At 59.0% G+C, this 24,752-nt stretch carries 26 protein-coding genes, 4 tRNA genes and 1 pseudogene; 18 read left to right on the top strand and 13 right to left on the bottom strand.

Annotated elements, in window-relative coordinates:
* Positions 1-20 precede the first annotated feature (20 nt).
* The 4 genes from QYH43_RS21985 to thiO are packed head-to-tail and all read left to right on the top strand — an operon-like array spanning position 21 to position 2,436.
* On the top strand, positions 21-461 hold the full coding sequence (locus QYH43_RS21985) for a PilX N-terminal domain-containing pilus assembly protein (RefSeq protein ID WP_095057161.1): 441 nt from the start codon (positions 21-23) through the stop codon (positions 459-461).
* A complete protein-coding gene (locus tag QYH43_RS21980) occupies positions 448-864 on the top strand; it encodes a hypothetical protein (RefSeq protein WP_301158084.1) in 417 nt (138 codons plus the stop codon). Before QYH43_RS21985 ends, QYH43_RS21980 begins: the two co-directional genes overlap by 14 nt.
* A 14-nt stretch (positions 865-878) precedes the next feature.
* Positions 879-1,280, top strand: coding sequence for a type IV pilin protein (locus QYH43_RS21975; RefSeq protein ID WP_301158083.1), 402 nt, complete (start codon positions 879-881; stop codon positions 1,278-1,280).
* 55 nt (positions 1,281-1,335) lie between these two features.
* Positions 1,336-2,436, top strand: a complete 1,101-nt coding sequence (thiO, locus tag QYH43_RS21970) for a glycine oxidase ThiO (RefSeq protein WP_095057158.1) — start codon at positions 1,336-1,338, stop codon at positions 2,434-2,436.
* 58 nt (positions 2,437-2,494) lie between these two features.
* On the opposite strand, the gene QYH43_RS21965 is transcribed toward thiO, so the two are convergent.
* The 4 genes from QYH43_RS21965 to QYH43_RS21950 form a co-directional block, all read right to left on the bottom strand.
* Positions 2,495-3,826, bottom strand: a complete 1,332-nt coding sequence (locus tag QYH43_RS21965) for a sigma-54 dependent transcriptional regulator (RefSeq protein WP_301158082.1) — start codon at positions 3,824-3,826, stop codon at positions 2,495-2,497.
* 2 nt (positions 3,827-3,828) lie between these two features.
* Positions 3,829-5,409, bottom strand: a complete 1,581-nt coding sequence (locus QYH43_RS21960) for a PAS domain-containing sensor histidine kinase (protein WP_301158081.1) — start codon at positions 5,407-5,409, stop codon at positions 3,829-3,831.
* On the bottom strand, positions 5,399-5,632 hold the full coding sequence (locus QYH43_RS21955; RefSeq protein WP_082344551.1) for a PP0621 family protein: 234 nt from the start codon (positions 5,630-5,632) through the stop codon (positions 5,399-5,401). Before QYH43_RS21955 ends, QYH43_RS21960 begins: the two co-directional genes overlap by 11 nt.
* A 124-nt stretch (positions 5,633-5,756) precedes the next feature.
* Positions 5,757-6,779 carry an outer membrane protein assembly factor BamD gene (locus QYH43_RS21950; RefSeq protein ID WP_095057155.1) on the bottom strand — a complete coding sequence of 341 codons (1,023 nt, stop codon included), beginning with the start codon at positions 6,777-6,779 and terminating at the stop codon, positions 5,757-5,759.
* Between the two features lie 151 nt (positions 6,780-6,930).
* Between QYH43_RS21950 and rluD the strand changes: the two genes are divergently transcribed.
* The 7 genes from rluD to QYH43_RS21915 all read left to right on the top strand — a co-directional run bounded on the left by rluD (position 6,931) and on the right by QYH43_RS21915 (position 12,027).
* Positions 6,931-7,893: a 23S rRNA pseudouridine(1911/1915/1917) synthase RluD gene (rluD, locus tag QYH43_RS21945; protein ID WP_095057154.1), complete on the top strand. Its 963-nt coding sequence runs from the start codon at positions 6,931-6,933 to the stop codon at positions 7,891-7,893.
* Positions 7,890-8,615, top strand: coding sequence for a peptidoglycan editing factor PgeF (pgeF, locus tag QYH43_RS21940; RefSeq protein WP_301158080.1), 726 nt, complete (start codon positions 7,890-7,892; stop codon positions 8,613-8,615). The genes rluD and pgeF overlap by 4 nt, the downstream gene beginning before the upstream one ends.
* Positions 8,616-8,745: 130 nt before the next feature.
* Positions 8,746-11,310 (top strand): ATP-dependent chaperone ClpB, encoded by a 2,565-nt coding sequence (gene clpB / locus QYH43_RS21935; RefSeq protein WP_095057152.1) that lies wholly within the window; start codon positions 8,746-8,748, stop codon positions 11,308-11,310.
* Between the two features lie 300 nt (positions 11,311-11,610).
* Positions 11,611-11,686: transfer RNA gene (locus QYH43_RS21930), tRNA-Asn, on the top strand.
* A 9-nt stretch (positions 11,687-11,695) separates the two neighbouring features.
* Positions 11,696-11,772: transfer RNA gene (locus QYH43_RS21925), tRNA-Pro, on the top strand.
* 5 nt (positions 11,773-11,777) lie between these two features.
* Positions 11,778-11,853: transfer RNA gene (locus tag QYH43_RS21920), tRNA-Lys, on the top strand.
* Between the two features lie 97 nt (positions 11,854-11,950).
* Positions 11,951-12,027 (top strand) — tRNA-Pro (locus QYH43_RS21915).
* Positions 12,028-12,177: 150 nt separating this feature from the next.
* Here QYH43_RS21915 and QYH43_RS21910 read toward each other — a convergent pair.
* The 4 genes from QYH43_RS21910 to QYH43_RS21895 are packed head-to-tail and all read right to left on the bottom strand — an operon-like array spanning position 12,178 to position 14,912.
* Entirely contained in the window at positions 12,178-13,476 is a 1,299-nt protein-coding gene (locus QYH43_RS21910; RefSeq protein ID WP_301158079.1) for an NAD(P)/FAD-dependent oxidoreductase, read from the bottom strand.
* Between the two features lie 60 nt (positions 13,477-13,536).
* The gene (locus tag QYH43_RS21905) at positions 13,537-13,710 is read right to left on the bottom strand and encodes a DUF3094 domain-containing protein (protein ID WP_085718464.1); all 174 of its coding nucleotides are present in this window, start codon (positions 13,708-13,710) and stop codon (positions 13,537-13,539) included.
* Positions 13,711-13,761: 51 nt separating this feature from the next.
* The gene (locus QYH43_RS21900) at positions 13,762-14,289 is read right to left on the bottom strand and encodes an MOSC domain-containing protein (protein ID WP_301158078.1); all 528 of its coding nucleotides are present in this window, start codon (positions 14,287-14,289) and stop codon (positions 13,762-13,764) included.
* Positions 14,286-14,912 carry a DUF1780 domain-containing protein gene (locus tag QYH43_RS21895; RefSeq protein WP_095057149.1) on the bottom strand — a complete coding sequence of 209 codons (627 nt, stop codon included), beginning with the start codon at positions 14,910-14,912 and terminating at the stop codon, positions 14,286-14,288. The genes QYH43_RS21900 and QYH43_RS21895 overlap by 4 nt, the downstream gene beginning before the upstream one ends.
* 220 nt (positions 14,913-15,132) lie before the next feature.
* On the opposite strand from QYH43_RS21895, the gene QYH43_RS21890 reads away from it, so the two are divergent.
* The 3 genes from QYH43_RS21890 to QYH43_RS21880 are packed head-to-tail and all read left to right on the top strand — an operon-like array spanning position 15,133 to position 18,986.
* Positions 15,133-16,476 carry an aromatic acid/H+ symport family MFS transporter gene (locus tag QYH43_RS21890; RefSeq protein WP_095057148.1) on the top strand — a complete coding sequence of 448 codons (1,344 nt, stop codon included), beginning with the start codon at positions 15,133-15,135 and terminating at the stop codon, positions 16,474-16,476.
* A 4-nt stretch (positions 16,477-16,480) separates the two neighbouring features.
* Positions 16,481-17,701 carry a benzoate/H(+) symporter BenE family transporter gene (locus QYH43_RS21885; RefSeq protein WP_301158077.1) on the top strand — a complete coding sequence of 407 codons (1,221 nt, stop codon included), beginning with the start codon at positions 16,481-16,483 and terminating at the stop codon, positions 17,699-17,701.
* A gap of 16 nt (positions 17,702-17,717) precedes the next feature.
* Entirely contained in the window at positions 17,718-18,986 is a 1,269-nt protein-coding gene (locus QYH43_RS21880) for an OprD family porin (RefSeq protein ID WP_301158076.1), read from the top strand.
* A gap of 8 nt (positions 18,987-18,994) precedes the next feature.
* Here the strand turns inward: QYH43_RS21880 and QYH43_RS21875 are convergent, their stop codons facing one another.
* Positions 18,995-19,237, bottom strand: coding sequence for a DUF2790 domain-containing protein (locus QYH43_RS21875; RefSeq protein WP_095057145.1), 243 nt, complete (start codon positions 19,235-19,237; stop codon positions 18,995-18,997).
* A gap of 124 nt (positions 19,238-19,361) precedes the next feature.
* On the opposite strand from QYH43_RS21875, the pseudogene QYH43_RS21870 reads away from it, so the two are divergent.
* Both QYH43_RS21870 and QYH43_RS21865 read left to right on the top strand, forming a co-directional pair.
* Positions 19,362-19,490, top strand: a pseudogene (locus tag QYH43_RS21870) (LysR family transcriptional regulator); the annotation flags it as partial.
* A 102-nt stretch (positions 19,491-19,592) separates the two neighbouring features.
* Positions 19,593-20,282 carry an energy-coupling factor ABC transporter permease gene (locus QYH43_RS21865; RefSeq protein WP_095057144.1) on the top strand — a complete coding sequence of 230 codons (690 nt, stop codon included), beginning with the start codon at positions 19,593-19,595 and terminating at the stop codon, positions 20,280-20,282.
* Positions 20,283-20,317: 35 nt separating this feature from the next.
* Here QYH43_RS21865 and yacG read toward each other — a convergent pair whose 3' ends face one another.
* The 4 genes from yacG to QYH43_RS21845 are packed head-to-tail and all read right to left on the bottom strand — an operon-like array spanning position 20,318 to position 23,226.
* Complete coding sequence (gene yacG / locus QYH43_RS21860; RefSeq protein WP_007970539.1) at positions 20,318-20,518, bottom strand: DNA gyrase inhibitor YacG; 201 nt, start codon at positions 20,516-20,518, stop codon at positions 20,318-20,320.
* Positions 20,515-21,138: a dephospho-CoA kinase gene (gene coaE / locus QYH43_RS21855; protein WP_301158075.1), complete on the bottom strand. Its 624-nt coding sequence runs from the start codon at positions 21,136-21,138 to the stop codon at positions 20,515-20,517. The genes yacG and coaE overlap by 4 nt, the downstream gene beginning before the upstream one ends.
* On the bottom strand, positions 21,135-22,007 hold the full coding sequence (locus QYH43_RS21850) for an A24 family peptidase (RefSeq protein WP_301158074.1): 873 nt from the start codon (positions 22,005-22,007) through the stop codon (positions 21,135-21,137). Before QYH43_RS21850 ends, coaE begins: the two co-directional genes overlap by 4 nt.
* A gap of 1 nt (position 22,008) precedes the next feature.
* The gene (locus QYH43_RS21845) at positions 22,009-23,226 is read right to left on the bottom strand and encodes a type II secretion system F family protein (protein ID WP_301158073.1); all 1,218 of its coding nucleotides are present in this window, start codon (positions 23,224-23,226) and stop codon (positions 22,009-22,011) included.
* Positions 23,227-23,466: 240 nt separating this feature from the next.
* On the opposite strand from QYH43_RS21845, the gene QYH43_RS21840 reads away from it, so the two are divergent.
* On the top strand, positions 23,467-23,889 hold the full coding sequence (locus tag QYH43_RS21840; RefSeq protein ID WP_095057140.1) for a pilin: 423 nt from the start codon (positions 23,467-23,469) through the stop codon (positions 23,887-23,889).
* A 398-nt stretch (positions 23,890-24,287) separates the two neighbouring features.
* Entirely contained in the window at positions 24,288-24,644 is a 357-nt protein-coding gene (locus QYH43_RS21835; protein WP_301158072.1) for a BON domain-containing protein, read from the top strand.
* Positions 24,645-24,752 lie beyond the last annotated feature (108 nt).

Raw genomic sequence — 24,752 nt, 5'->3', positions numbered from 1 at the left:
GTTGCCAATCCGAGCGCGGCATGGCGCTGCTGGTCAGTCTGGTGTTTTTGTTGTTGCTGACGCTGATCGGCATTTCATCGATGCAGAGTGCCACGCTGCAGGAAAAAATGGCCGGCAGTGTGGCTCTGCGCAATCAAACGTTCCAGAGCGCCGAAGCCGTGCTGCGAGTGGGCGAAAGCGCAGTGCAGCGAGACAGCTATTCGCTGCCGGTGTGCAGCGGTGTTCGCCAATGCGCGCCACCGGCTGAGTCGTCGGTGATAACGGCAGCAGGGTTCAATACCACGTCGGGGGTGACGTGGATCGCATCCGGCAAGGGCTTTTATGGCGTGCAAAATTTAGGTGTCGTACGAAATGTGGTGAACGTGCCGATCAATACGCCAGCGACGCTGTACCGGGTAACAGCGGTAGGCATTGTGGGCAGTTCTCGCAGTGTGGTGGAGAGCACTTATGCGAAATATTGAGCAGCGCGTAGGTTTTCGGATTCGTGTGTGCGGCGCTGTTTTGGCGATGTGTCTTGCAGTTCCCGCCTGGTCCTTTTCACCGCCGGACAAGCCCGCCCTGAACCGGAAGCGTTGCCTGGCCTCTGGTCACTGGTATGGTTTCTATCATGACAAAGTCGGGCTCAGGCCAATCTGCCTGAAGCTGCCCGAGGCGTTCAGCGTTAAGATGCTCGACAGTAATGGCGATGGCGTGGTCGATAACCCCGATGCGATTTCAAGCGGGGTTGTGTTTGTCGGAGAGGACACAAGCGCCATTGACGATGACAACACCGAAATCGACAGTGACTCCAGTGGCGACAATGCCCAAGGGGTGGAAAAAACCGGCGGCGGCAGCCGTCGCATCATGTGGCGACAAATACAGTAAGTGAGAGTTGAGGTATGCACAGATTCAACCGCGGCTTTACCCTGATCGAAATCATGATCGTGATTGCAATCATCGGTATTGTCATGACCATTGCTGCACCGAGTTTTACCGAATATCTGCAGAAAGGGCGACGCGCCGAAATGGCCGGGCTGCTGTCTGAACAAGCGCAGATGCTTGAGCGCTTCTATTCGCAAAAAAATGCCTACACCGGTGCTGCCGGCCTGAGCCCCGGCAACGACTACTACACGATTACTTCGACGCTGACCGACCAGTCCTTCCTGCTGACGGCTGTGCGCAAGGCGGACGGCAGCATGGCCACAGACAAGTGTGGTGATTTCACCATCACCAACACCGGTGTGCTCGGCATGGTCAACGCCGCATCCGGCCTGACCACCAAGGATTGCTGGGGGCGTTGAGATTTCTTTCGGGTGCCTTTTGCGCCCTATGTCTAATGAATGGTTGGATCAGAACATGACCAGGCAACAGCAAGTGGTGATTGTCGGCGGCGGTGTGATTGGTTTGCTGACGGCATTCAATCTGGCGTCCGAAGTGCAGAGTGTTGTGCTGCTGGATCGTTCGAGCGTCGGCCAGGAATCTTCCTGGGCCGGCGGCGGGATCGTTTCGCCACTTTACCCGTGGCGCTACAGCCCGGCAGTGACTGCGTTGGCTCATTGGTCCCAGGATTTTTATCCACAGCTGGGCGAGCGCTTGTTTGCAGCGACTGGCGTCGATCCTGAAGTGCATATCACTGGCCTGTACTGGCTCGACCTGAATGACGAGGCCGAAGCGCTGGCTTGGGCCGTTCGGGAAAACCGTCCTTTGAGGGCTGTGGATATCTCGGCGGCTCACGACGCGGTTCCGGTGCTGGGCGGCGGTTTTTCCCGGGCGATCCACATGGCCGATGTGGCCAATGTGCGTAATCCACGCCTGGTGAAGTCGCTGAAGGCCGCGTTGCTGGCGCTGCCGAACGTGACGATTCATGAGCAATGCGAAGTCAGCGGGTTTGTTCGTGACGGCGATAAAGTGGTCGGCGTGCACACGGCCACTGGTGTCATCCATGGCGATCAAGTGGTCTTGACCGCAGGCGCATGGAGCGGTGATCTGCTCAAGGGCCTGGGCCTTGAACTGCCCGTCGAGCCCGTGAAAGGGCAGATGATCCTCTACAAGTGCGCGGCGGATTTCCTGCCGAGTATCGTTCTGGCCAAGGGGCGTTATGCGATACCCCGGCGCGATGGTCACATCCTGATCGGCAGCACACTGGAACATGAAGGTTTCGACAAGACACCCACCCGGTCGGCGCTGGAAAGCCTCAAGGCCTCGGCGGAGGAATTGATTCCTGCCCTGGCCGACGCCGAAGTGGTCGGACATTGGGCCGGATTACGCCCGGGATCGCCGGAGGGCATTCCTTACATCGGTCGAGTACCGGGGTTTGAAGGGCTCTGGCTCAACTGCGGGCACTACCGTAACGGGTTGGTGCTGGCGCCAGCATCGTGCCAGTTGTTTGCCGATGTGATGCTGGGGCGGGCGCCGATTATTGATCCGGCGCCGTATGCGCCGAGCGGGCGGATCTGACGTACAGTCAAAAGATCGCAGCCCTGTAGGGGCTGCCGAAGGCTGCGATCTTTAATGCTTAATCCAACCCTAATTTCTTCAATCGATACCGCATCGACCTGAACGAAAGGTTCAACCGCTGAGCCGCCGCCGTACGGTTCCAGCGGGTTTCTTCCAGCGCCTGAAGCAGCAACTGGCGTTCGACGTTTTCCAGATAGGTTTCCAGATTGTCGATCTGCGTCAGATCCGGCAGGCCGCCTTCGACGGCGCAGTTGCCTTCGGCCAGGCGCAAGTCGCTCGCTTCGATCTGCTTGTTCTCGCACAACGTATGCGCACGTTCGAGCATGTTTTCCAGCTCCCGGACGTTGCCAGGGAAGCGGTAGCTTTTCAGCGCATCGAGGGCTTGCGGGTGGAGTTTTGCCGCAGGTTGACCGGTGTCGGCGGCGAGGCGTTTGAGCATGTGACTGGACAGTGTTTCGATGTCATCGCGGCGCTCGCGCAAAGGTGGCACTCGAATCTCGATGACGTTCAAGCGGTAGTACAGATCCTGTCGAAAGCGCTCGGCGGCGACTTCGGCATCCAGGTCCTTGTGCGTTGCACAAAGGATGCGTACATCAACCACCGTCTCCTGCTGCCCGCCGACACGGCGCACGGCTTTTTCCTGAATGGCGCGCAACAGTTTGACTTGCATCGCCAGTGGCAGATCAGCCACTTCGTCGAGGAAAAGGGTACCGCCTTGGGCCGCCTGGAACAGGCCGGGCTTGTCTTCGATGGCACCGCTGAAGCTGCCTTTGCGGTGGCCAAAAAACTCGCTTTCCATCAGTTCCGACGGAATCGCTCCGCAGTTGATCGGAATGAACGGTTGGTTGGCGCGGGGGCCCTGGTCATGGATCAGGCGCGCGACCAATTCTTTACCGCTACCGGATTCGCCACTGATGTACACCGGTGCCTGACTGCGCGCCAGTTTGGTGATGTGCTTGCGCAGCGTGCGCATCGGCAATGAATCACCGAGCAAACGTCGGTCAATGGCGACCTCTGCAACGGGGAGCAGCAGGGCGTTGGTGACCAGTTCGCGCAGGCGGGTGAGGTCCACCGGTTTGGTCAAAAAGTCGAAGGCCCCGGCCTTGAGCGCATTGATCGCGGTGTCGAGGCTGCCATAAGCCGTGATCATCGCCACGGGCACCTGTGGATAACGTTGCTGGATGTATTGCACCAGCTCAAGGCCGGAGCCGTCCGGCATACGCATGTCGGTCAGGCACAGGTCGAAGGTCTCGCGTTTCAATAGCGCCAGCGCCTCGGCAACATTGCGGGCACTGAAGGTCTCGAGTTTCATCCGTCCCAGGGTGATTTCCAGGAGTTCGCGGATGTCCGGCTCGTCATCGACGACCAGGACTTTTTGCCGTAGTCCCATGTTCAACTTTGTTTCCGTCCGTGAGCAAAGGTGATGCGAAAGCAGCCGCCCTCTTGGTGTGGCTTGAAGTCCAGGCGGGCCTGATTGCTTTCGCACAGCTCACGGGACAGATACAACCCCAGGCCTGTGCCTTGCGGGCTGGTGGTGAAAAACGGTTCAAACAGATGCGTTTGCAACTCCGGGGCAACTCCGGGGCCGTTGTCGAGGATGTCGAGGGTCGGTAGTTGGCTGTCGCGGTCGATGAACAGATCAAGCCGAACCTGCGCTTGCTCCTGGCTGCTGTGGCGCCAGGCATTACGCAACAGGTTATCGAGGATCTGGCTCAACTGGTTCGGGTCCATCAGGGTTTTGAAATCCCCGGCGCCGATGTTCAGATGAATGTGCTGGTTCTGGCTTGTTACTTCGCGGGCCTGCACCACGAAGTGCTCCAGCCACGGTTTCAGGTCGAGCCGTTGCGGCACGGTTTGTTCGCGGCGGGACAATTGCAGGACGTTTTCGATGACACGATTCATGCGCTGGGAGTGATCTTGAATAATCTGCGTCAGACGGCGATCGGCAGCGTTCAGTTCCTCTGATTCGCGCAACAGTTGTGCGGCATGACTGATGGCGCCCAGCGGATTGCGGATTTCATGGGAGATGCTGGCGGTCAAACGGCCCAGGCCTGCGAGCTTCAATTGCTGGGCCTGCTGTGCGATGTGGGCAAGGTCTTCGAGGAAGACCAGCGTCTGGTGTTGTGGGCTTTGGTCTAGCGCTATGAAGTTCGGTTGCAACTCCAGGCCGGTGCGTTCGATTTTAAGGCTCTGGGGGCGACGAACCGGATTGTCGAGCCACCGTTGCAGGCGCTCGACCAGGGCTGGAGCGCAGTCGTCGATCGATCGGCCGTCGAGGGTGCCGCAACCAAGCAGGTTCAGGGCGCCGTGGTTGGCCAGTTGCACGTATCGACGTTCGTCGAGCACCAGGATGCCGGTGCGCATGCGTTGCAGGATCAGGGTATTGAGGGTTTCGAGGCCGACCACTTCGCTGGCCCGCTGTTGCGCCAGGGTTTCGCTGACTTCAACGCGCCGTGTCAGGCCTTGCACCAGCAATGCCGCTGCAAAGCACAGGGTGCCGAGCGTACCCACTTGCAGGTAATCATTGGCGCTGGCGGAATGATCGAGGCTCAGGAGTACGCTGAAACCGCCAATGCCCAAAGCACCGACAGCGGCAATCAACAGGCCGAGACGCCTTCGCAACAGGGTATTGCTGATGGCCACCGAGACGATCAGGAGATTGCCAATGGCGCTGGCGACACCGCCGGCGGCGTAGAACAGGCCGCTGAGCAGTAGAACGTCGATCAGCGCCAGACTGAACATTTGCCCGGGGCGTCGTGTGTTTCCGGGAAACACCACCAGCAAAATATTCAGGGCCAGATACAACCAACTGCCACTGCGCAATAAAGCGTCGTTGGCAGACGTCAGCAGTGGGTTGTCCATGTCGCTGGAAATCAGCACCAGGATGATGCCAATGGTCAAACGGTACAGATGATAGAGGCGCAGCAGTCGCTTGGCCTGTTTGTCGCCGGGACTGATTGTCTCAGCGGTCACTGGAGCCTGGGCCTTGCTCAAGATGAGCCTGGCTGCAATACCATTGTTGTTCCAGATTCAGGGCACGGTCGCGGGGCAGATGTACACCGCAATGGGCGCAACGGACCATCGGCGCGGCTTCTCGCTCGCCAGGAGATTTTGGGGCAGAGGACTGACCCTTGAACTTGCGCCAGAACCATACTGCTGCGGCAATCAGGGCAATCCAGAACAATAGACGAAGCATGGTGAGCTGCTTTTTGAATGATGAGTTGGCAGTTTAGCCAAGGACCTCGCAGGCGCACAGCGTAATAAAACGCTGAAATAAAAAAGGGAGACTCGAAAGTCTCCCTTTTTATGCAACCCAGGTGTCAGTCGAACACACCGAAGGTCATGTAGCTGAACCAGGAACGGTCGTCGTTGTTGCCTTCCGCCTCGTGATTTTCTTCTTCGATCACGTCGCCTTCGGCGTCTTTAGGCTTGAGCTCGCTAGGGATTGCGTCCTTGGCGGCCTGGAACTGCCGCTGCACGTCCTGGTTGGCGCGGGTTTCGCCTGGTGGCAGCGGCGGACGGGACTCGATCACACCCAGGGTCGCCTTGCTCAGCCACGAACGGTTGTCGGCTTCGGCCACCGACGGTACGAACTGACCATCTACCAGACTTGGGTGGTTCGGGTAGTTGAGCTTCAGGGTTTCCAGGCTGGTGGCGGCCAGTTCATCCAGGTGAAGGCGCATGTAGGACTCGGTCATCACTGCCAGGCCGTCGCCGACCGCAGGGGTTTCCTGGAAGTTTTCCACCACGTAACGACCGCGGTTCGCAGCGGCGACATAAGCCTGACGGGTCAGGTAGTAGTCGGCCACGTGAATTTCGTAGGCGGCCAGCAGGTTGCGCAGATAGATCATGCGCTGCTTGGCATCCGGTGCGTAGCGGCTGTTCGGGAAGCGGCTGGTCAGCTGGGCGAACTCGTTATAAGAGTCGCGGGCGGCGCCCGGGTCACGCTTGGTCATGTCCAGCGGCAGGAAACGCGCCAGCAGGCCGACGTCCTGATCGAAAGAAGTCAGACCCTTGAGGTAGTAAGCGTAATCGACGTTCGGATGCTGTGGGTGCAAACGAATGAAACGCTCCGCAGCAGACTTTGCAGCCTCTGGCTCGGTGTTCTTGTAGTTGGCGTAGATGAGCTCGAGTTGCGCCTGATCGGCATAGCGACCGAACGGATAACGCGATTCCAGAGCCTTCAGCTTGGCGATGGCGCTGGTGTAGCTGCTATTGTCCAGGTCGGCTTGAGCCTGCTGGTACAGCTCCACTTCACTGAGGTTTTCGTCTACGACTTCCTTCGATGAGCAAGCAGCGGTCAATGCGAGGATGGCGATCAGCAGCAGGTGTTTCACTTGCATGGCGGCTTGCGTCCCTATGACGGCCGCTGTCTTGGGCGTGGCCGTCCTGTTATGATGAGCGCCCCGTTGAATAGCCTCGGGGCAAAAGACGCCGTATTTAACCACAAGCGCGCAGCCGAAACCAAAGGCTGTGCCGACGCCTAGTCTGAGCATGTCCGATAAAATTGAACTTCGCGCAGAGGTGCCGTCCGAATTGGGCGGCCAACGCCTCGATCAAGTCGCCGCACAATTATTCGCTGAGCACTCGCGCTCGCGCCTTTCCGCCTGGATCAAAGACGGCCGCCTGACTGTGGATGGGGCGGTTATCCGCCCGCGAGACATCGTCCATGGCGGCGCCATCCTTGAGTTGACTGCCGAGCAGGAAGCTCAAGGTGAATGGGTCGCTCAAGACATTGCCCTGGATATCGTCTATGAAGACGACGACATCCTGGTGATCAACAAGCCTGCGGGCCTGGTGGTGCATCCGGCTGCCGGTCATGCCGACGGCACGCTGCTCAACGCCTTGCTGCACCACGTGCCGGACATCATCAATGTGCCCCGCGCCGGTATCGTGCATCGTCTGGACAAGGACACCACCGGTCTGATGGTAGTGGCCAAGACCATTCAAGCGCAGACGCAGCTGGTTACACAGTTGCAGAGCCGCAGCGTCAGCCGCATCTATGAGTGCATCGTGATTGGTGTGGTGACGGCCGGTGGCAAGATCAATGCACCGATCGGTCGCCACGGCCAGCAGCGCCAGCGCATGGCGGTGATGGAAGGTGGCAAGCAAGCCGTCAGCCATTACCGTGTGCTCGAGCGTTTCCGCTCCCACACTCACGTGCGGGTGAAGCTGGAAACCGGTCGTACGCACCAGATTCGCGTGCACATGGCGCACATCAACTTCCCGTTGGTCGGAGATCCTGCCTACGGCGGCCGTTTCCGCATTCCGCCAGCCGCCAACCCGACCATGGTCGAGTCGCTGAAAAGCTTCCCGCGTCAGGCGCTGCATGCGCGGTTCCTGGAACTGGATCATCCGACGACCGGTGTGCGCATGAGCTGGGAATCGCCGTTGCCGGAAGATTTCGTCTGGTTGCTGACCCTGCTCAAGCAAGACCGTGAGGCGTTCATCGGATGAATGACTGGCTGATTCCTGACTGGCCCGCGCCGGCCGGGGTCAAAGCCTGCGTCACCACCCGTGCGGGCGGCGTCAGTCTGGCGCCGTTCGACAGCCTCAATCTCGGCGATCATGTCGACGACAGCCCCGAAGCTGTCGCCGAAAACCGCCGTCGTCTTACCGAGCATTTCTCCATTCAACCGGCCTGGCTGCAGCAGGTCCACGGCACTGTCGTGGCCCATGCGGACCCAAGCCGGGTGGTCACGGCCGATGCCAGCTGGACGTCGACACCCGGTATCGCCTGCACGGCGATGACGGCTGATTGTCTGCCAGCGTTGTTTTGTGACCGTGCCGGCACTCGCGTCGCAGCAGCCCATGCCGGTTGGCGTGGGCTGGCGGCGGGTGTACTGGAAGCTACCCTCGACAGCCTGGCGGTACCACCTGCCGAAGTATTGGTCTGGCTTGGCCCTGCAATCGGCCCGCAAGCTTTTGAAGTGGGGCCTGAGGTGCGCGAAACCTTCGTGCAGCAGTTGCCGCAAGCGGCTGATGCCTTCGTGCCGAGTCAAAACCCCGGCAAATTCATGGCTGACATCTATCTGCTTGCACGCCTGCGTCTGGCCGCTCGCGGCGTCACCGCTGTCTTCGGTGGCGGTTTTTGCACCGTGACCGACCCGCGTTTCTTTTCTTACCGCCGTGCCCCTCGCACCGGTCGGTTCGCCTCCCTGATCTGGCTCGCCCACTAAGCTTCCCTGACCTGCATCAACGTCGCGACGCTTGAAACTCCCAGAATCGACCTCATCTATTGTGGTATCTGGCAGGTTTCTTCATTCAGGACGTTTTATAGGTCCGGCCTGCTCAAAAGGAAGGTGACCCATGCGTATAGACCGTTTAACCAGCAAATTGCAGTTAGCGTTGTCCGATGCCCAATCCCTGGCAGTCGGCCTCGATCATCCGGCCATCGAGCCCGCGCACTTGATGCAAGCTTTGCTCGAGCAGCAGGGCGGTTCGATCAAGCCCCTGCTGATGCAGGTGGGCTTCGACATCAACAGCCTGCGTAAAGAGCTGACCAAAGAGCTCGACCAGCTACCGAAAATCCAGAACCCGACCGGTGACGTGAACATGTCGCAGGATCTGGCGCGCCTGCTGAATCAGGCCGACCGTCTGGCGCAGCAGAAAGGCGACCAGTTCATCTCCAGCGAGCTGGTGCTGCTTGCCGCTATGGACGAAAACAGCAAGCTCGGCAAGCTGTTGCTCGGCCAGGGCGTGAGCAAGAAAGCCCTGGAAAACGCGATCAACAACCTGCGTGGTGGCGAGGCCGTCAACGACCCGAACCATGAGGAGTCGCGTCAGGCGCTGGATAAGTACACCGTCGACCTGACCAAGCGCGCCGAAGACGGCAAGCTTGATCCGGTGATCGGCCGTGACGACGAAATTCGCCGCACAATCCAGGTGCTGCAACGCCGCACCAAGAACAACCCGGTGCTGATCGGTGAGCCTGGCGTGGGTAAAACCGCCATCGCCGAAGGCCTGGCCCAGCGCATCATCAATGGCGAAGTGCCGGATGGTTTGAAGGGCAAGCGCCTGCTGTCCCTGGATATGGGGGCGTTGATTGCCGGTGCCAAATATCGCGGTGAGTTCGAAGAGCGTCTGAAATCCCTGCTCAATGAGCTGTCGAAGCAGGAAGGGCAGATCATCCTGTTCATCGACGAACTGCACACCATGGTCGGCGCCGGTAAAGGCGAAGGCTCGATGGACGCAGGCAACATGCTCAAACCGGCCCTGGCGCGCGGTGAGTTGCATTGCGTCGGTGCGACCACGCTCAACGAGTACCGTCAATATATAGAGAAGGATGCGGCCCTTGAGCGGCGCTTCCAGAAAGTACTGGTGGACGAACCGAGCGAAGAAGACACCATTGCGATCCTGCGTGGCCTGAAAGAGCGCTACGAAGTTCACCACAAGGTGGCGATCACCGACGGTGCGATCATCGCGGCGGCCAAGCTCAGCCATCGTTACATCACTGACCGGCAGTTGCCGGACAAGGCCATCGACCTGATCGACGAGGCCGCCAGCCGCATCCGCATGGAGATCGACTCCAAGCCGGAAGTGCTGGACCGTCTGGAACGTCGCCTGATTCAGCTGAAGGTGGAATCCCAGGCACTGAAGAAAGAAAGCGACGACGCGGCGAAGAAACGTCTGGAAAAACTACAGGAAGAAATCGCTCGGCTTGAGCGTGAGTACTCGGATCTGGAAGAAATCTGGAACTCGGAAAAAGCCGAGGTTCAGGGCTCTGCGCAGATCCAGCAGAAGATCGAACAGTCCCGTCAGGAACTGGAATCCGCCCGCCGCAAAGGCGACCTGAACCGCATGGCTGAGTTGCAGTACGGGGTGATCCCGGACTTGGAACGCAGCCTGCAAATGGTCGACCAGCATGGCAAAAGCGAGAACCAGTTGCTGCGCAGCAAGGTGACTGAAGAAGAGATCGCTGAAGTCGTGTCGAAGTGGACCGGTATTCCGGTGTCGAAGATGCTCGAAGGCGAGCGCGACAAGCTGATGAAGATGGAAAGCCTGTTGCACCAACGTGTGATCGGCCAGGAAGAAGCGGTGGTGGCCGTTTCCAACGCAGTGCGGCGTTCCCGTGCCGGGTTGTCCGACCCGAATCGGCCGAGCGGATCGTTCATGTTCCTCGGCCCGACCGGTGTCGGTAAAACCGAGCTGTGCAAGGCGCTGGCTGAATTCCTCTTTGATACAGAAGAGGCGATGGTGCGGATCGACATGTCCGAGTTCATGGAGAAACATTCCGTGGCTCGCTTGATCGGTGCGCCACCAGGATATGTTGGTTATGAAGAGGGCGGTTACCTGACCGAGGCGGTGCGTCGCAAGCCTTACTCGGTGATTCTGATGGACGAAGTCGAGAAGGCGCACCCGGATGTGTTCAACATCCTGCTGCAAGTACTTGAAGACGGTCGCCTGACCGACAGCCATGGCCGCACGGTGGATTTCAAGAACACCGTGATTGTCATGACCTCCAACCTGGGGTCGGTACAGATCCAGGAACTGGTCGGTGATCGTGATGCGCAGCGTGCGGCGGTGATGGATGCGCTTTCCAGCCACTTCCGGCCGGAGTTCATCAACCGGGTCGACGAAGTGGTGATCTTCGAGCCTTTGGCGCGGGATCAGATCGCAGGCATCACCGAGATCCAGTTGGGTCGTCTGCGCAGCCGTCTGACCGAACGGGAGCTGAAGCTTGATCTCAGCCCCGAGGCGATGGATAAGCTGATCGCGGTCGGTTACGACCCGGTGTACGGCGCACGGCCGCTCAAACGAGCGATCCAGCGCTGGATCGAGAACCCGCTGGCGCAGTTGATTCTGTCCGGTCGGTTCATGCCGGGCGATACCGCTCACGGTGTGGTGGAGAACGACGAAATCGTATTCGTTTGATCCATAACCGCGGCAAAATCGAAAAGGCCTCGCATTGCGAGGCCTTTTTTTCGTTAGGCTGTTGAACTCAAAGGAAAAGGCTTGTAAAGTGCGCCCCGCAGTAAGTCACCCGCCAGGGTTTCCGCTCCCCAAGCAGGAATCCAAAATAAGTTGCAAATCATTAACTTGAAAGCAATTTAGGGGGTTGACAGAGGTGCTGAAGATTGTAGAATAGCGCGCCTCAGACACACGAACGCAGCGATGCGAACGGGTCGAAGAGAACGCAGTAAAGCTTCAAAGTTGTAAATTGAAATGTGTAGTTCCGTGATAGCTCAGTCGGTAGAGCAAATGACTGTTAATCATTGGGTCCCAGGTTCGAGTCCTGGTCACGGAGCCAATTTCAAACCGGGGTATAGCGCAGTCCGGTAGCGCGCCTGCTTTGGGAGCAGGATGTCAGGAGTTCGAATCCCCTTACCCCGACCATTTTTGGGTCGTTAGCTCAGTTGGTAGAGCAGTTGGCTTTTAACCAATTGGTCGTAGGTTCGAATCCCACACGACCCACCATTTTTGAAACCAGTCAACGCTGGAATCGAATCTTAAGATCAGAGGCCAAAAGCGCTGATCGAAGAAGGCGACTTTTGAAAGGTCGCCTTTTTTTTACCGGGGTATAGCGCAGTCCGGTAGCGCGCCTGCTTTGGGAGCAGGATGTCAGGAGTTCGAATCCCCTTACCCCGACCATATTAAAAATCCTCGTATCGAAAGATACGGGGATTTTTTTTTGTTCCGGTTTTTTGTGGCGCCCATGAGAAGCTTCGCTGGCAAGCCAACTCCTACAAGATCGATGCAGTCCTGTAGGAGCCGGCTTGCCAGCGAAGAGGCCCTCGGATCTTAGTGCAGTTTCAAGCGTGGCTCGGTGCCACGCCCGATCTTGCTGCCCAGCATCAGCATCGCCGTGCGGAACGGTCCGTACAGCGCCATCTGGTGCATGCGGTACAGCGACACGTAAAACATCCGGGCCAGCCAGCCTTCGAGCATCACGCTGCCGGTGAGGTTGCCCATCAAGTTACCCACAGCCGAAAAACGCGACAGCGAGATCAGCGAGCCGTAATCGGTGTACTTGTACTCTGGTAGCGCTTTGCCTTCGATGCGCAATTTCAGCGATTTGGCCAGCAACGAAGCCTGTTGATGCGCCGCTTGAGCACGTGGCGGGACGTTGCGATCACTGCCCGGTTGCGGGCAGGCCGCGCAGTCACCGAAGGCGAAGATGTTCTCGTCGCGGGTGGTTTGCAGGGTCGGTAGCACTTGCAGCTGATTGATGCGGTTGGTTTCCAGACCATCGATGTCCTTGAGGAAGCCCGGTGCACGAATCCCCGCTGCCCAGACTTTCAGGCTGGCCTTGATCTCGTTGCCATCGGCGGTGATCAGGCTGTCGGCCGTGACTTCACTGACCGCCGCATTGGTCATGACGTTGACCCCGAGCTTCTCCAGGGTTTTATGCACAGGTCCACCAATCCGTTCCGGCAGTGCGGGTAATACCCGTGGGCCGGCTTCGATCAAGGTGATGTGCATGTTTTCCGGTTTGATTCGGTCCAGACCGTAAGCCGCCAATTCGTGAGCGGCGTTGTGCAGTTCGGCGGCCAGTTCGACCCCGGTGGCACCGGCGCCGACGATGGCTACGCTGATCTGCTCGACGGTATCGGTCTGCCCCGCATGGGCGCGCAGGTAGTGGTTGAGCAGTTGTTGGTGAAAGCGCTCGGCCTGTTTGCGGGTGTCGAGGAACAGGCAATGCTGCGCCGCACCTTGAGTGCCGAAATCATTGGTGGTGCTGCCGACGGAAATCACCAGCGAGTCGTAAGGCACTTCACGTGCGGGTACCAATTCCAGACCGGCTTCGTCATAAGTGGCGGCGAGCTGGATTTTCTTGTTCGCACGATCAAGCCCGCTCATGCGCCCCAGCTGGAACTCGAAGTGGTTCCATTTCGCCTGGGCTACATAGTTGAGTTCGTCTTCGGAGGAGTTCAGGGAACCGGCCGCCACTTCGTGCAACAACGGTTTCCAGATGTGGGTCAGGTTCGCGTCGACCAGCATCACGCTGGCCGTGCCGCGCTTGCCCAGAGTCTTACCCAGACGGGTAGCCAACTCCAGACCGCCGGCGCCGCCGCCGACAATAACAATACGATGGGACATGGGGATAACTCGCAAGGCTAAAGGAAATCTTTGTCGTTACCCAAGCGAGCGCAAGGCAGCTCATAGCGTCAGGTAACTGATAAGTCGGCTCAACAGGCCCAGACCAATGGTCACTGCCAGGACCAGTACAAGGAGCATCCACGGCCGGAAAGGCCGGCGCTCGACTTGGTGCTGGGACAAGTGCAGGTACTCTTCGACATGCTTCTGGTCGTCGGGGTTCAGGCGGCTGGTCATATTTGGGCCTCGTCAGTAGACGTTGCTAAATGTGTAGAAGCTACAGGGGTTTTACCCGGGGTTGAACGCAGCATAGCCGCTGTCCGGAACAGGCTCGACGTTCACTGTATCGTCCAGGCGAATGATGCCACTTTGTAACACCCGGGCGGTGATTCCGCCATGCCCCCGCACGGCCTGGAAGGTGCCGGGGCCGAGGTTGTTTTCAAGGCGTGCACAGGGTTGGCACCAACCGGTGGTTTCGAAAATCGCCTGGCCGATGCGAAATCGCCGACCCTTGAGGCTGAACAGGTTGATCCCACTGATAACGAGATTGCGCCGCAGATCTTGAGGCCCGACCGGATGATCCTGGGCACGGCCCAGCAGCGAACTGATCACCGCCAGATGTTCCCACTGAATGAGTGTCACCTGCCGCGCATTACGCACGCCGGGGCGGGCGTGATCGCCCGTCAGGCCGGCTTCAAGTCGTGCTTCCACGGCGTCCAGTTCAATCATCTGCGTATGTGATTGGGGGCGTACGCCAATCCAGCGCACGCGCCCTTGTTGCGGCACGTCGGCAATCAGTTGCTGCAATGGGCTCACAGGCTGATTCCGACGTCGAACACAATGCTGCGCCCCAAGTTGCTGCGCAGGAAATCCGGTGCCTCCGGGTGGGCGAACAGCACGCGGGCGAACGTTGGGCCGACTAGCGACAACGATCTCCAGCCCTGGCGCAGATATTCAGTGGGTGGAGGGAAGTGGCTGTTGAGGTCCAGCACCTCTCGCTTGAGGCTGGCGAAGGCGATGATGTCCAGCTCGCCCAGGTCCATGCCGCGTTCTTTGTAGTTGTGGGCTTTTTTGCGCAAGGTCGGCGCCAGTCGCAGCAGGAACTCATTGGCGGGAATGCGTCGTGGCTTGGCCTCGCGGCGCACCAATTGGCTCAGGGAAAACGCGCTGCGCCGACGTTGCAGTTCGTCGCGCCATTCATCGTTGAGGCGCCGGCCTTCATCGAGCACAAAGAACACTTCGAAGTTGGCGTCGCGAAACAGCACGTCCGGCGGCTCCCCGGCAGGGGCGAACTCGTCGGCGCGGTAGGGGATGTTCAAGCCTTGCAACAGGCGCTGGCAGACCCAACGCTCACGCTCCCATTTGCGGGCATTGGACAGGAACGCGTTGGCTTGCTCGGCCGCGATGGTCAGCAGGCGTAAATAATCTGAGTCATCCATAGGCCCAAGCTTAGCGTTCAAATGTGATCGCAAAGAAGACAATTTTCTCGCAGAGGCTCATAGCCTTCCGCTCCCATGCCCGTTTCAGGGCTCTGCACAAAACGGATAGTGATCTGCGCTCACTGGCTATTGCCACGTTTCGGGTAGCTCTACCCTCGGCTGTACGGACGTAAGCCGTGTTACCGACGCTCTAAAAAAACAACAACAAGAGATATATGCCATGCGCAAGATCGACGTACATGAGGTTATCGACAACGCTCGCTTCAACCGTTTTCACTGGATGGTGCTGTTCTGGTGTGCCCTGATCATCATCTTCGACGGTTACGATCTGGTGATCTATGGCGTGGTTTTGCCGATGCTGATGAAAGAGTGGGGGCTCAGTCCTCTGCAAGCGGGTGCACTGGGCAGCTATGCACTGTTCGGCATGATGTTCGGCGCGCTGTTCTTCGGACCGCTGTCGGACAGGATCGGCCGCAAGAAAGCCATCACGATCTGCGTGATGCTCTTCAGTGGTTTCACGGTGCTCAACGGATTTGCCCGCAACCCCACGGAGTTCGGTCTCTGTCGCTTCATTGCCGGGCTCGGCATTGGCGGCGTGATGCCTAACGTGGTGGCGCTGATGAACGAGTACGCGCCGAAAAAAATCCGCAGCACGCTGGTCGCGATCATGTTCAGCGGTTACTCGGTGGGCGGCATGCTGTCCGCCGGGCTGGGCATTGTGCTGATCCCGAGTTTCGGCTGGCAGTCGGTGTTTTACGTGGCGGTCCTGCCGTTGCTGTTGTTGCCGCTGATCATGTATTTCCTGCCCGAATCGGTGGGCTTCATGTTGCGTCAGGGGCGTAATGAAGAAGCGCGAAACATTCTTCAGCGCATCGATCCGGCCTACGTCGCGCAAACGTCTGATCAATTGCACATGGCCGAAGTGAAAGGTACGGGCACCCCGGTGTTGCAGTTGTTCCGTGAAGGCCGCGCGCTGCGCACGCTGATGCTGTGGCTGGCGTTTTTCTGCTGCCTGTTGATGGTGTACGCGCTGAGTTCCTGGTTGCCGAAACTGATGGCCAACGCCGGTTACAGCCTGGGTTCGAGCCTGTCGTTCCTGCTGGTGTTGAACTTCGGTGCGATCTTCGGCGCGGTCGGCGGCGGGGTGTTGGGCGACAAACTCAATCTGCCGAAAGTGCTGGCGGTGTTTTTCGCCATGGCGGCGGTGTCGATCACGCTGTTGGGCTTCAACAGCCCGATGCCGGTGTTGTACCTGCTGATCGCCATTGCGGGTGCCACCACCATTGGCTCGCAGATTCTTTTGTACGCCTGCGCCGCGCAGTTTTATTCGATGACGATTCGTTCTACCGGTCTGGGCTGGGCGTCGGGCATCGGGCGCAACGGGGCCATCGTCGGTCCGCTGCTGGGTGGTGCCCTGCTCGGGATCAGCTTGCCCCTGCAACTGAACTTCATGGCGTTTGCCTTGCCCGGTGCTGTAGCGGCCCTGGCCATGACCGTGTTCGCCATCAGCAGTCGACGCAGCGCCGCTGGCGTCAACCCGGCTCTCTCAGCGACCGGTGCCTGAAATCATGAAAGCGTTTTTCCAGGACTTCTCGTTGTCAGCCGCCGTGGCTGGATTCATTGCCACGGTGATTTCCTATGCCGGTCCGTTGGTGATCATCTTTCAGGCGGCAGAAGCGGCACATCTTTCGCGAGAAGTGTTGTCGTCCTGGATCTGGGCGATCTCCATTGGCAGCGCTGTGCTCGGTATCGGTTTGAGCCTGCGCTACCGCGTTCCGGTGATCATCGCCTGGTCGGCGCCGGGCTCGGCGTTGTTGGTGACGCTATTGCCGGACATCTCCATGGCAGAAGCGGTGGGGACTTATCTGGTCAGCAGCCTGATCATTTTCGTGGTGGGCATCTCGGGCGCTTTCGACCGGATCATCAGCAAGCTGCCCTCCGCCATCGCCGCGGCGATGCTGGCGGGGATCCTGTTCAGTTTCGGCACCGGGTTGTTCGTGTCGATGCAGCACAAGCCGATGCTGGTCCTGGCGATGTTTGCCACGTACCTGATCTGCAAGCGTGTGATGCCGCGTTATGCGGTGATGATGGTGTTGTTGGTGGGGTGCTCGATTGCCGCGATCTCCGGTGATTTGCATCGTGAGGCGCTGGTGATCGGCCTGGCCACACCGGTGTGGATCACGCCGGCGTTCAGCCTGGGCGCGATCCTGAACATCGCCTTGCCGTTGGTGATGGTGGCGCTGACCGGTCAGTTCGTGCCCGGTATGGCGGTGCTGCGTGCCAGCGGATACCCAACGCCGGCGAGCCCGATCATCGCCAGCAGCGCGCTGGGCACGGCACTGTTGGCACCGTTTGGTTGCCATGGACTGAATCTGGCGGCGATCACTGCGGCGATCTGCACCGGTCGCGAAGCCCACGAAGATCCTCGTAAACGCTACGTGGCCGGGGTCGTCGGCGGCCTGTGTTACCTGCTGTTGGGGATCTTCGGCGCCACATTGGTCTCGCTGTTTTCAGCGTTCCCCAAAGAGCTGATCGCGGCACTGGCCGGGCTGGCCTTGTTTGCCGCCATTGCTGGCGCGTTGACGGGCGCGATGGCGGTGCCGAGCGATCGCGAAGCCGCGCTGGTGACCTTTCTGGTCACGGCGTCGGGCATGTCGTTGTTCGGTTTGTCTGCGGCATTCTGGGGGCTGATTTTCGGCATGGTCACCCATGTGCTTTTGAGCGCCCGTCGTCCCGTCCTCCCTCGTAAATCCACTGCACCTGAAGTCCTTCAACCAGTCGAAAAATAACAACAAGAGAAAAACGATGAAACAGATTCTCCCAACAACCGGTTCAGCGTTGTCCCTGGCTGTCGTCTCGAGTTTCTCCACCGGCACGATGGCGGCCGAAAAAGGCTTTATCGAAGACACCACGGCGACGTTGCAGGCACGCAATTATTACTTCAGTCGCGACTACTCCGACATCGTCGGCGCTAACCAGCAATCGAAGGCAGAAGAGTGGGCGCAAGGCTTCATTCTCAACGTGAAGTCCGGGTACACGCAGGGCGCCGTCGGGTTGGGTGTGGACGTCATCGGCCTGCTCGGCCTCAAGCTCGATAGCAGCCCGGACCGGGTCAATACCGGTTTGCTGCCGGTGCAGGACGACGGCCGGGCGGCGGACAACTACAGCCGTCTGGAAGGCGCGTTGAAGATGCGCTACTCCAAAACCGAGCTGAAAGTCGGTGAGCTGCAACCCAATCTGCCGGTGTTGGCATTCAGCGATATTCGCCTGCTGCCACCGAGTTATCAGGGCGCAAGCATCACCTCCAACGAGATCAATGGCCTGACGCTGCAAGGTGGTCATTTGAGTTCAACCAGCCTGCGCAACGAGGCGGGCGACGAAAAGATGCAAGCGATGCTGGGTCATGTGCCGCAGCGTCAGGTCAGCAGTGACGGTTTCAATTTTGCCGGCGCTGATTATGCCTTCAACGACAAGCGCAGCACGGTCAGCGCCTGGTACGGGCAATTGGAAGATATCTACAACCAGCGTTTTCTCGGTTTAAAGCACAGTGAGCCGGTGGGCGACTGGGTCCTCGGCGCCAACCTCGGTTACTACGACTCGCGAGAGGACGGCAAAAAACTGCTGGGCAACATCGACAACCAGGCGTTCTTCTCGTTGCTGTCGGCCAAGCGTGGCGGCCACACATTTTACGTCGGCTATCAGGGCATGTTCGGCGACAGCGCGTTTCCACGGGTATTCGCCAACATCTCACCGCTGGGCAACGAAGTGCCGACGTACGAGTTCGCCTATACCGATGAGCGCTCCTGGCAAGCGCGCTACGACTACGACTTCGCGGCGCTCGGCGTACCGGGGCTGACCAGCACAGTGCGCTACATCAGCGGCAACAATGTCGATACTGGCAAGGGGTTTGAAGGCAAGGATCGCGAGCGTGACCTGGACGTCGGCTATGTGTTGCAGAGCGGCAGCCTCAAAGGCCTTGGCATCCGTGTGCGCAACGCGATGGCGCGCTCAAACTACCGCAGTGATATCGACGAGAACCGCTTGATCCTCAGCTATACGTGGACCTTGCTGTGAGCCATTGATCACAGGCTGCTGGTGCAATCACCGATGACGTTGTAGGTCACGCGGTGGGTCTGGCCCTGATGATCGACGTACTCCATGGTCGCCGGTACAACCCCGCACGCGGTTGCGGTGTCCGACACCGAAACCACCTTGGCGATGTCCAGTGGCTGCGCGGGGTTGTACTGGCCCGCGAGAGGGGCGTTGTCGGCGGCCATGGCCGAGGTGGCGATGACGGTCAGCAACAGGCTGATCAACGTTTTCATGTTGGCGTGCTCCGTGTCGGTTTCGATGTTTGAATTTTAGTCTTTGCCACCCACGGATAAAGGGGCGAACGGCGGATGCAGCCTTACATGAAACGTAACAATCACCGTTCGAAGGAGGCTTATGGATCCCGATCCGCTGGAGGAGGGGCACGATGTGGTGATTTCGATCGCGCCCGAGCTCGCCGACTCACAAATGGTGGCGCAGGCCGTCGGGCAGATCTACAGCGTGCCCTGCGCATCCCCGGCCTATCTGCGGTGATGAACGATCCGCGCACTGGGCTTGAAGTCGAAGGGCAGGCGAGGGGCGGTGTAGACTGAGGGTCTGTTGTTTTTCGCTCAGGAGGCGCGCATAGCCATGATCGGTGCAGAGTTGCTGTCATCGCAGACCCTTGCGGTCGGCTGGCTGATCTATGTGCCGGTGTTGATCTGGGCGATCTGTCGCGCACCGTGGGTTGAATTGTTCACCGACAGCCGGCGTCAGCATCTGCTGTTTGGAACGGTGTTCGCGCTGTTTCTGTTGTGGCTGGTGCGGCGCGACTTCGATACCGGCGTGTCTTACCACTTCATCGGCATGACAGCGGTGACGCTACTGCTGGACTGGCCCTTGGCGCTGGTCGGCGGGTTGGTTGCACAAATGGGGCTGGTGCTGCTCGGGCGTCAGGACCTGGCGGCCGTCGGGGTCAATGGCGCGCTGCTGATTGCGTTGCCGGTGCTGGTCACCGAGTGTTGCGCGATCCTGGTGGAGCGGGCACAGCCGCGAAATCCCTTTGTGTATATCTTCGTTTCCGGTTTCTTTGCCGCCGCGCTATCGGCGTTGCTGTGCCTGCTGCTGGCGCTTTGGCTGCTGTGGTTCGACGAGCGTTTTGCCATGCCGTACTGGCTGGAAGATTTTGTCGGTTACCTGTGGCTGATCATTTTTCCCGAAGCGTTTATCAACGGCATGATCGTCAGTGCGCTGGTGGTGTTTTGCCCTGAGTGGCTTGAAACGTTCAACCGCACACGCTACCTCTCGGCGCCGTGGAACGACGACGATCCCAAGCCCTGATCGACATCAAGGCCTGGGATCGCCCACTCGATGGATCAGTGACGCGGGTCGAAATCACCGCTGAACATTTCGTCCTCGGCATCGGGTGCCACCGGGATTTTGTGTTCTTCCGACGCCCAGGCGCCCAGGTCGATCAGTTTGCAACGGTCGGAGCAGAAGGGCCGGAATTTGCTTTCGGCAGTCCATTCCACAGGGGCGCCGCAGGTCGGGCATTCGACGGTTGTTGGTTGGCTCATGACTGGCCTCCACGCAAAGTAAGATAAAAGTGATGCAGGCGTTCGACCTCGCTGTGCAGCCAGACGAGGTCACGGTCATTGACCACGACGTCGTCGGCATGGCTCACGCGATCCTGACGGCTGGACTGCACCTTGAGGATCGCCTGGACTTGCTGTTCACTGGTCTGGTCACGCTGACGGGTGCGTTCGATCTGGAGCTGTTCGGGAGCATCGATGACCAGCACTCGCTGCGTCATGGCGTACTGTCCGGACTCGATCAGCAGTGGCGAAACCAGGATCGCATACGGTGATTTTGCCTGCGCCAGGTGGTGAGCAATCTCCTCGCCGATCAGCGGATGCAGCAAGGCTTCCAGCCAAAGGCGTTCATCCGGCACTTCAAAGATCAGCTTGCGCAGTGCGGCGCGGTCCAGTTGCCCATCGGCTTGCAGCACGCCGGGGCCAAAGTGTTCGGCGATTTGCACCAGTGCCGGACGCCCCGGCTCCACCACCCAGCGGGCAGCATGATCGGCGTCGACCACGTGCACGCCCAAGTCGATGAAGTGTTGGGCGGCCGCGCTTTTGCCGCTGCCGATGCCGCCGGTCAGACCGAGAATCCAGGGTTTTTCCACAGGGGTATTCATTTCAAACCGACAGACTGCCAATAGAAGCCGGTTATTTGACCACCCCAGAGCAAGGCAATCCAGCCGGCAATTGCCAGATAGGGGCCAAAAGGGATCGGCGTCGAGGTTTTTTCGTTGCGAAGGCGCAGGCTGATCAACCCCAGAATGGCCCCCACCAGCGAGGACAACAGGATGGTCATCGGCAGGATCTGCCAGCCTCCCCAGGCCCCCAGCATCGCCAACAGCTTGAAATCGCCGTGACCCATGCCGTCCTTGCCGGTGATCAGCCTGAACAGCCAGAACATCGACCACAGCGTCGTATAGCCAGCGATTGCGCCCCATAGCGCGGTTTGCAATGGCACGAACAGGCCAAAGCTGTTGACGATCAGCCCCAGCCACATCAATGGCAGTACCAGAACATCCGGCAGTATCTGATGTTCGGCATCAATCAGGCTCATCGCCAGCAAGCCCCAGGTCAAGACCAGCACCATGCAAGCCGCCCATCCGAACCCGAAATGCCAGGCGATGAAGGCCGATAACAGGGCGCAGGCCAGTTCAGTCAGCGGATAGCGTTTGCTGATCGGTGCCGAGCAGGCCGAGCAGCGTCCCCGCAGAAACAGAAAACTGAGCAGCGGAATGTTTTCCCAAGCGCGGATCCGGTGTCCGCAGTGCGGGCATTCAGAATGCGGCAGCATCAGGTTGTAGGTCGGCAGCGATGGTTCATCGGCCAGCCCGAGAATGTCATGGGCTTGCATGCGCCAGTCGCGTTCGAGCATTTTCGGCAGGCGCCAGATCACCACATTGAGGAAACTGCCGACCAGCAGGCCGATCAGCCCGGCAACGATGACGAAGGCCTGCGGGTGAAACGTCAGAATGTCGTTCAAGGGCATGTCAGATCGCTGAGCCGAGTTGGAAGATGGGCAGGTACATGGCAACTACCAGTCCGCCGACGATAACACCCAGGACCACCATGATGAATGGCTCCATCAGACTGGTGAGGTTATCGACCATGTTGTCGACCTCGTCCTCGTAGAACCCGGCGACCTTGTCGAGCATAGCGTCCAGCGCGCCGGACTCTTCACCGATGGCGGTAATTTGAATCGCCATGCTCGGAAACACACCGCTTGTGCGCATGGCGAAATTCAATTGCATACCGGTCGAAATGTCTTGTTTGATGCGCAGCACGGCACGCTTGAACACGATGTTGCCGGTCGCGCCGGCCACGGACCCCAAGGCCTCCACCAGCGGCACGCCAGCGGCGAAGGTGGTCGACAACGTGCGGGCGAACCGGGCCACGGCGGACTTGTACATCAAGGTGCCCACCAGCGGCAGCTTCAGCAGCCAGGCGTCCATTCGCTCGCGAAAGCCCCGGGACGTCTTGACCGCGTGGCGCACACCGAAGACCGCACTGAGCAAGCCGCCAAGCACCGCCCACCACCAGGCCTGCATGAATTGCGACAGGCCGATGACCATCACCGTGAACGCCGGCAGTTCAGCGCCAAAGCCCTTGAATACGGATTCGAACTGCGGCACCACGTTGACCAGGAGAATCCCGGTGACAATGGCCGCAACTAACACCACCACCAGCGGGTAGGTCATGGCTTTCTTGATCTTGGCCTTGAGGCTCTCGCTTTTTTCCTTGTAGGTCGCAACGCGCTCCAGCAGGGTGTCCAGGGCGCCGGCCTGCTCACCGGCGTCCACCAGGTTGCAGTACAGATCATCGAAATATTGAGGTTTCTTGCGCAGGGCAGCGGCGAAGCTATTTCCGGCCGCGACGTCTTGTTTCAAATCGTCCACGAGGCTGCGCATGGCCGGGTTATCGAAGCCTTCAGCGATGATGTCGAACGACTGCAGCAACGGCACGCCGGCCTTCATCATCGTCGCCATTTGCCGGGTGAACAGCGCAATGTCCCGGGCGTTGATGCGCTTGCCCATGCTGAAAAGCGACGGCGTTTTCTTGCGCACCTTGCCCGGGGTGATGCCTTGCTTGCGCAATTGCGCCTTGATCAGCGCGGGGGCCTGCCCGTTGAGCTCGCCGGTGACTTTCGTGCCTTTGCGGTCCGTACCTTCCCAGGCGTACACACTGATTTTTGCTGCCTTGACCGCCATGTTCCGCCCTTGGTGACCCGGTTGATTTAACACTGCCCCGCGAGACTTATAGCCTAGTCAAACGATGAAGCCCAACCCACGTCGGTCAGGTGACAAAAAGCGTCAGATAGTGCGGATCCTGGGGGTAGGAAAGAGCGTTGTGCGGGCCGCATTCCTCGCCAACACGGGACCGGCGGCTTGGCACAACCTGTGCTCCGTAACGTCAGATCATGAGATTTCGACTCATGCACGGAGCTTTCTATGAACGACCAAAGAGGTTTTACCTTGATCGAGCTGCTGATCGTCGTGGCGATCATCGGGATCCTGGCGACCTTTGCTTTGCCGATGTATTCCAAGTATCAGGCGCGGGCCAAAGTCACGGCCGGGCTGGCCGAAATTTCCGCGATGAAGGTTCCGTTCGAGGATGTGATCAATCAGGGCGGTACGCCGGCGACGGCTAATGTGGTGCCGGGTGGCGGGACCTCGACCAGCAACTGCGCGCTGACGGTGACAGGTGTTGCCGCGTCGGGTGCCGGTTCGATTGTTTGCACGCTGCAGAACGCACCCGGCCAGGTTCAGGGCAAAACCATTACCCTGACCCGGGACGGCACCACCGGTTGGTCATGCGCGAGCACGGTTGCGCAGGATTATGTGCCTAAGGGTTGCATCGGTTCTGCGACCTGATGCACTTCCTTTGTGGGCGTGAGCTTGCTTGTGGTGGTCGTTAACGATAACGCGTGAACGGGTTAAACGCGGCGATCTTGAGTCCATCGCGAGCGAGCTCGCGCCTGCAGGAGTGCGAGTGATCGCAGGTTATGTTGTCTGCCGAGAACTCATCTCATTTATGAAGAAAAGCTCAAAAAATTCATGAGCTTAGGAACTTTCCCCAAAGCCGCAACTTGCATGCAGTGTTTGAGCGAGTCATGCATTTTGCATGATTTCGAAAAAAGCCTGTTTTGTTAAGTATTTGATTTTTATGATTTTTTATCGATGTGAAAAGTTGGCACACCGTTCGCAATATCTCCGGTAACCCTGCTGACATGACACCCGGCAGACTTTTCCGAAAAACAGGAGTTACTCGTATGAAGAAGTTCGCTATCACTGCCGCTGCTGCTACCGCGCTGACCCTGACCCTGGCCAACACTGCCTTTGCTCAAACCACCCAGGCTACCCAGTCGCCAATGGTGCTGGCTGCCGGTGAAGTGACCGAAGCGAAGGAAGCTACTTCCGATACCTGGATCACCACCAAAGTCAAAGCCGACCTGATGACTGAAAAAGGCATTCCAGGCAGCGACATCAAAGTTGAAACCAACAAAGGCGTGGTGTCCCTGTCGTCCACCGTTGCGGTCACTGATGCGCAAAAAAACACCGCCGTGGCGATCACCAAGAAAATCCAAGGCGTCCAAGCGGTTTCTGCTGACGGCCTGAAAGCCCAGTAAGGCAAGTCTGGAAGACTCAACATACAACCCTGTGGGAGCGGGCTTGCTCGCGAAAGCGGTCTTTCATTCAACGTATGTGTTGAATGTCAGTCAGCCATCGCGAACAAG

The organism is Pseudomonas sp. C32 (assembly GCF_030417915.1).
Taxonomy (GTDB): domain Bacteria; phylum Pseudomonadota; class Gammaproteobacteria; order Pseudomonadales; family Pseudomonadaceae; genus Aquipseudomonas.
Note: the sequence above shows the minus strand (reverse complement) of the source record. Positions and strands in the feature narration are given on the sequence as shown.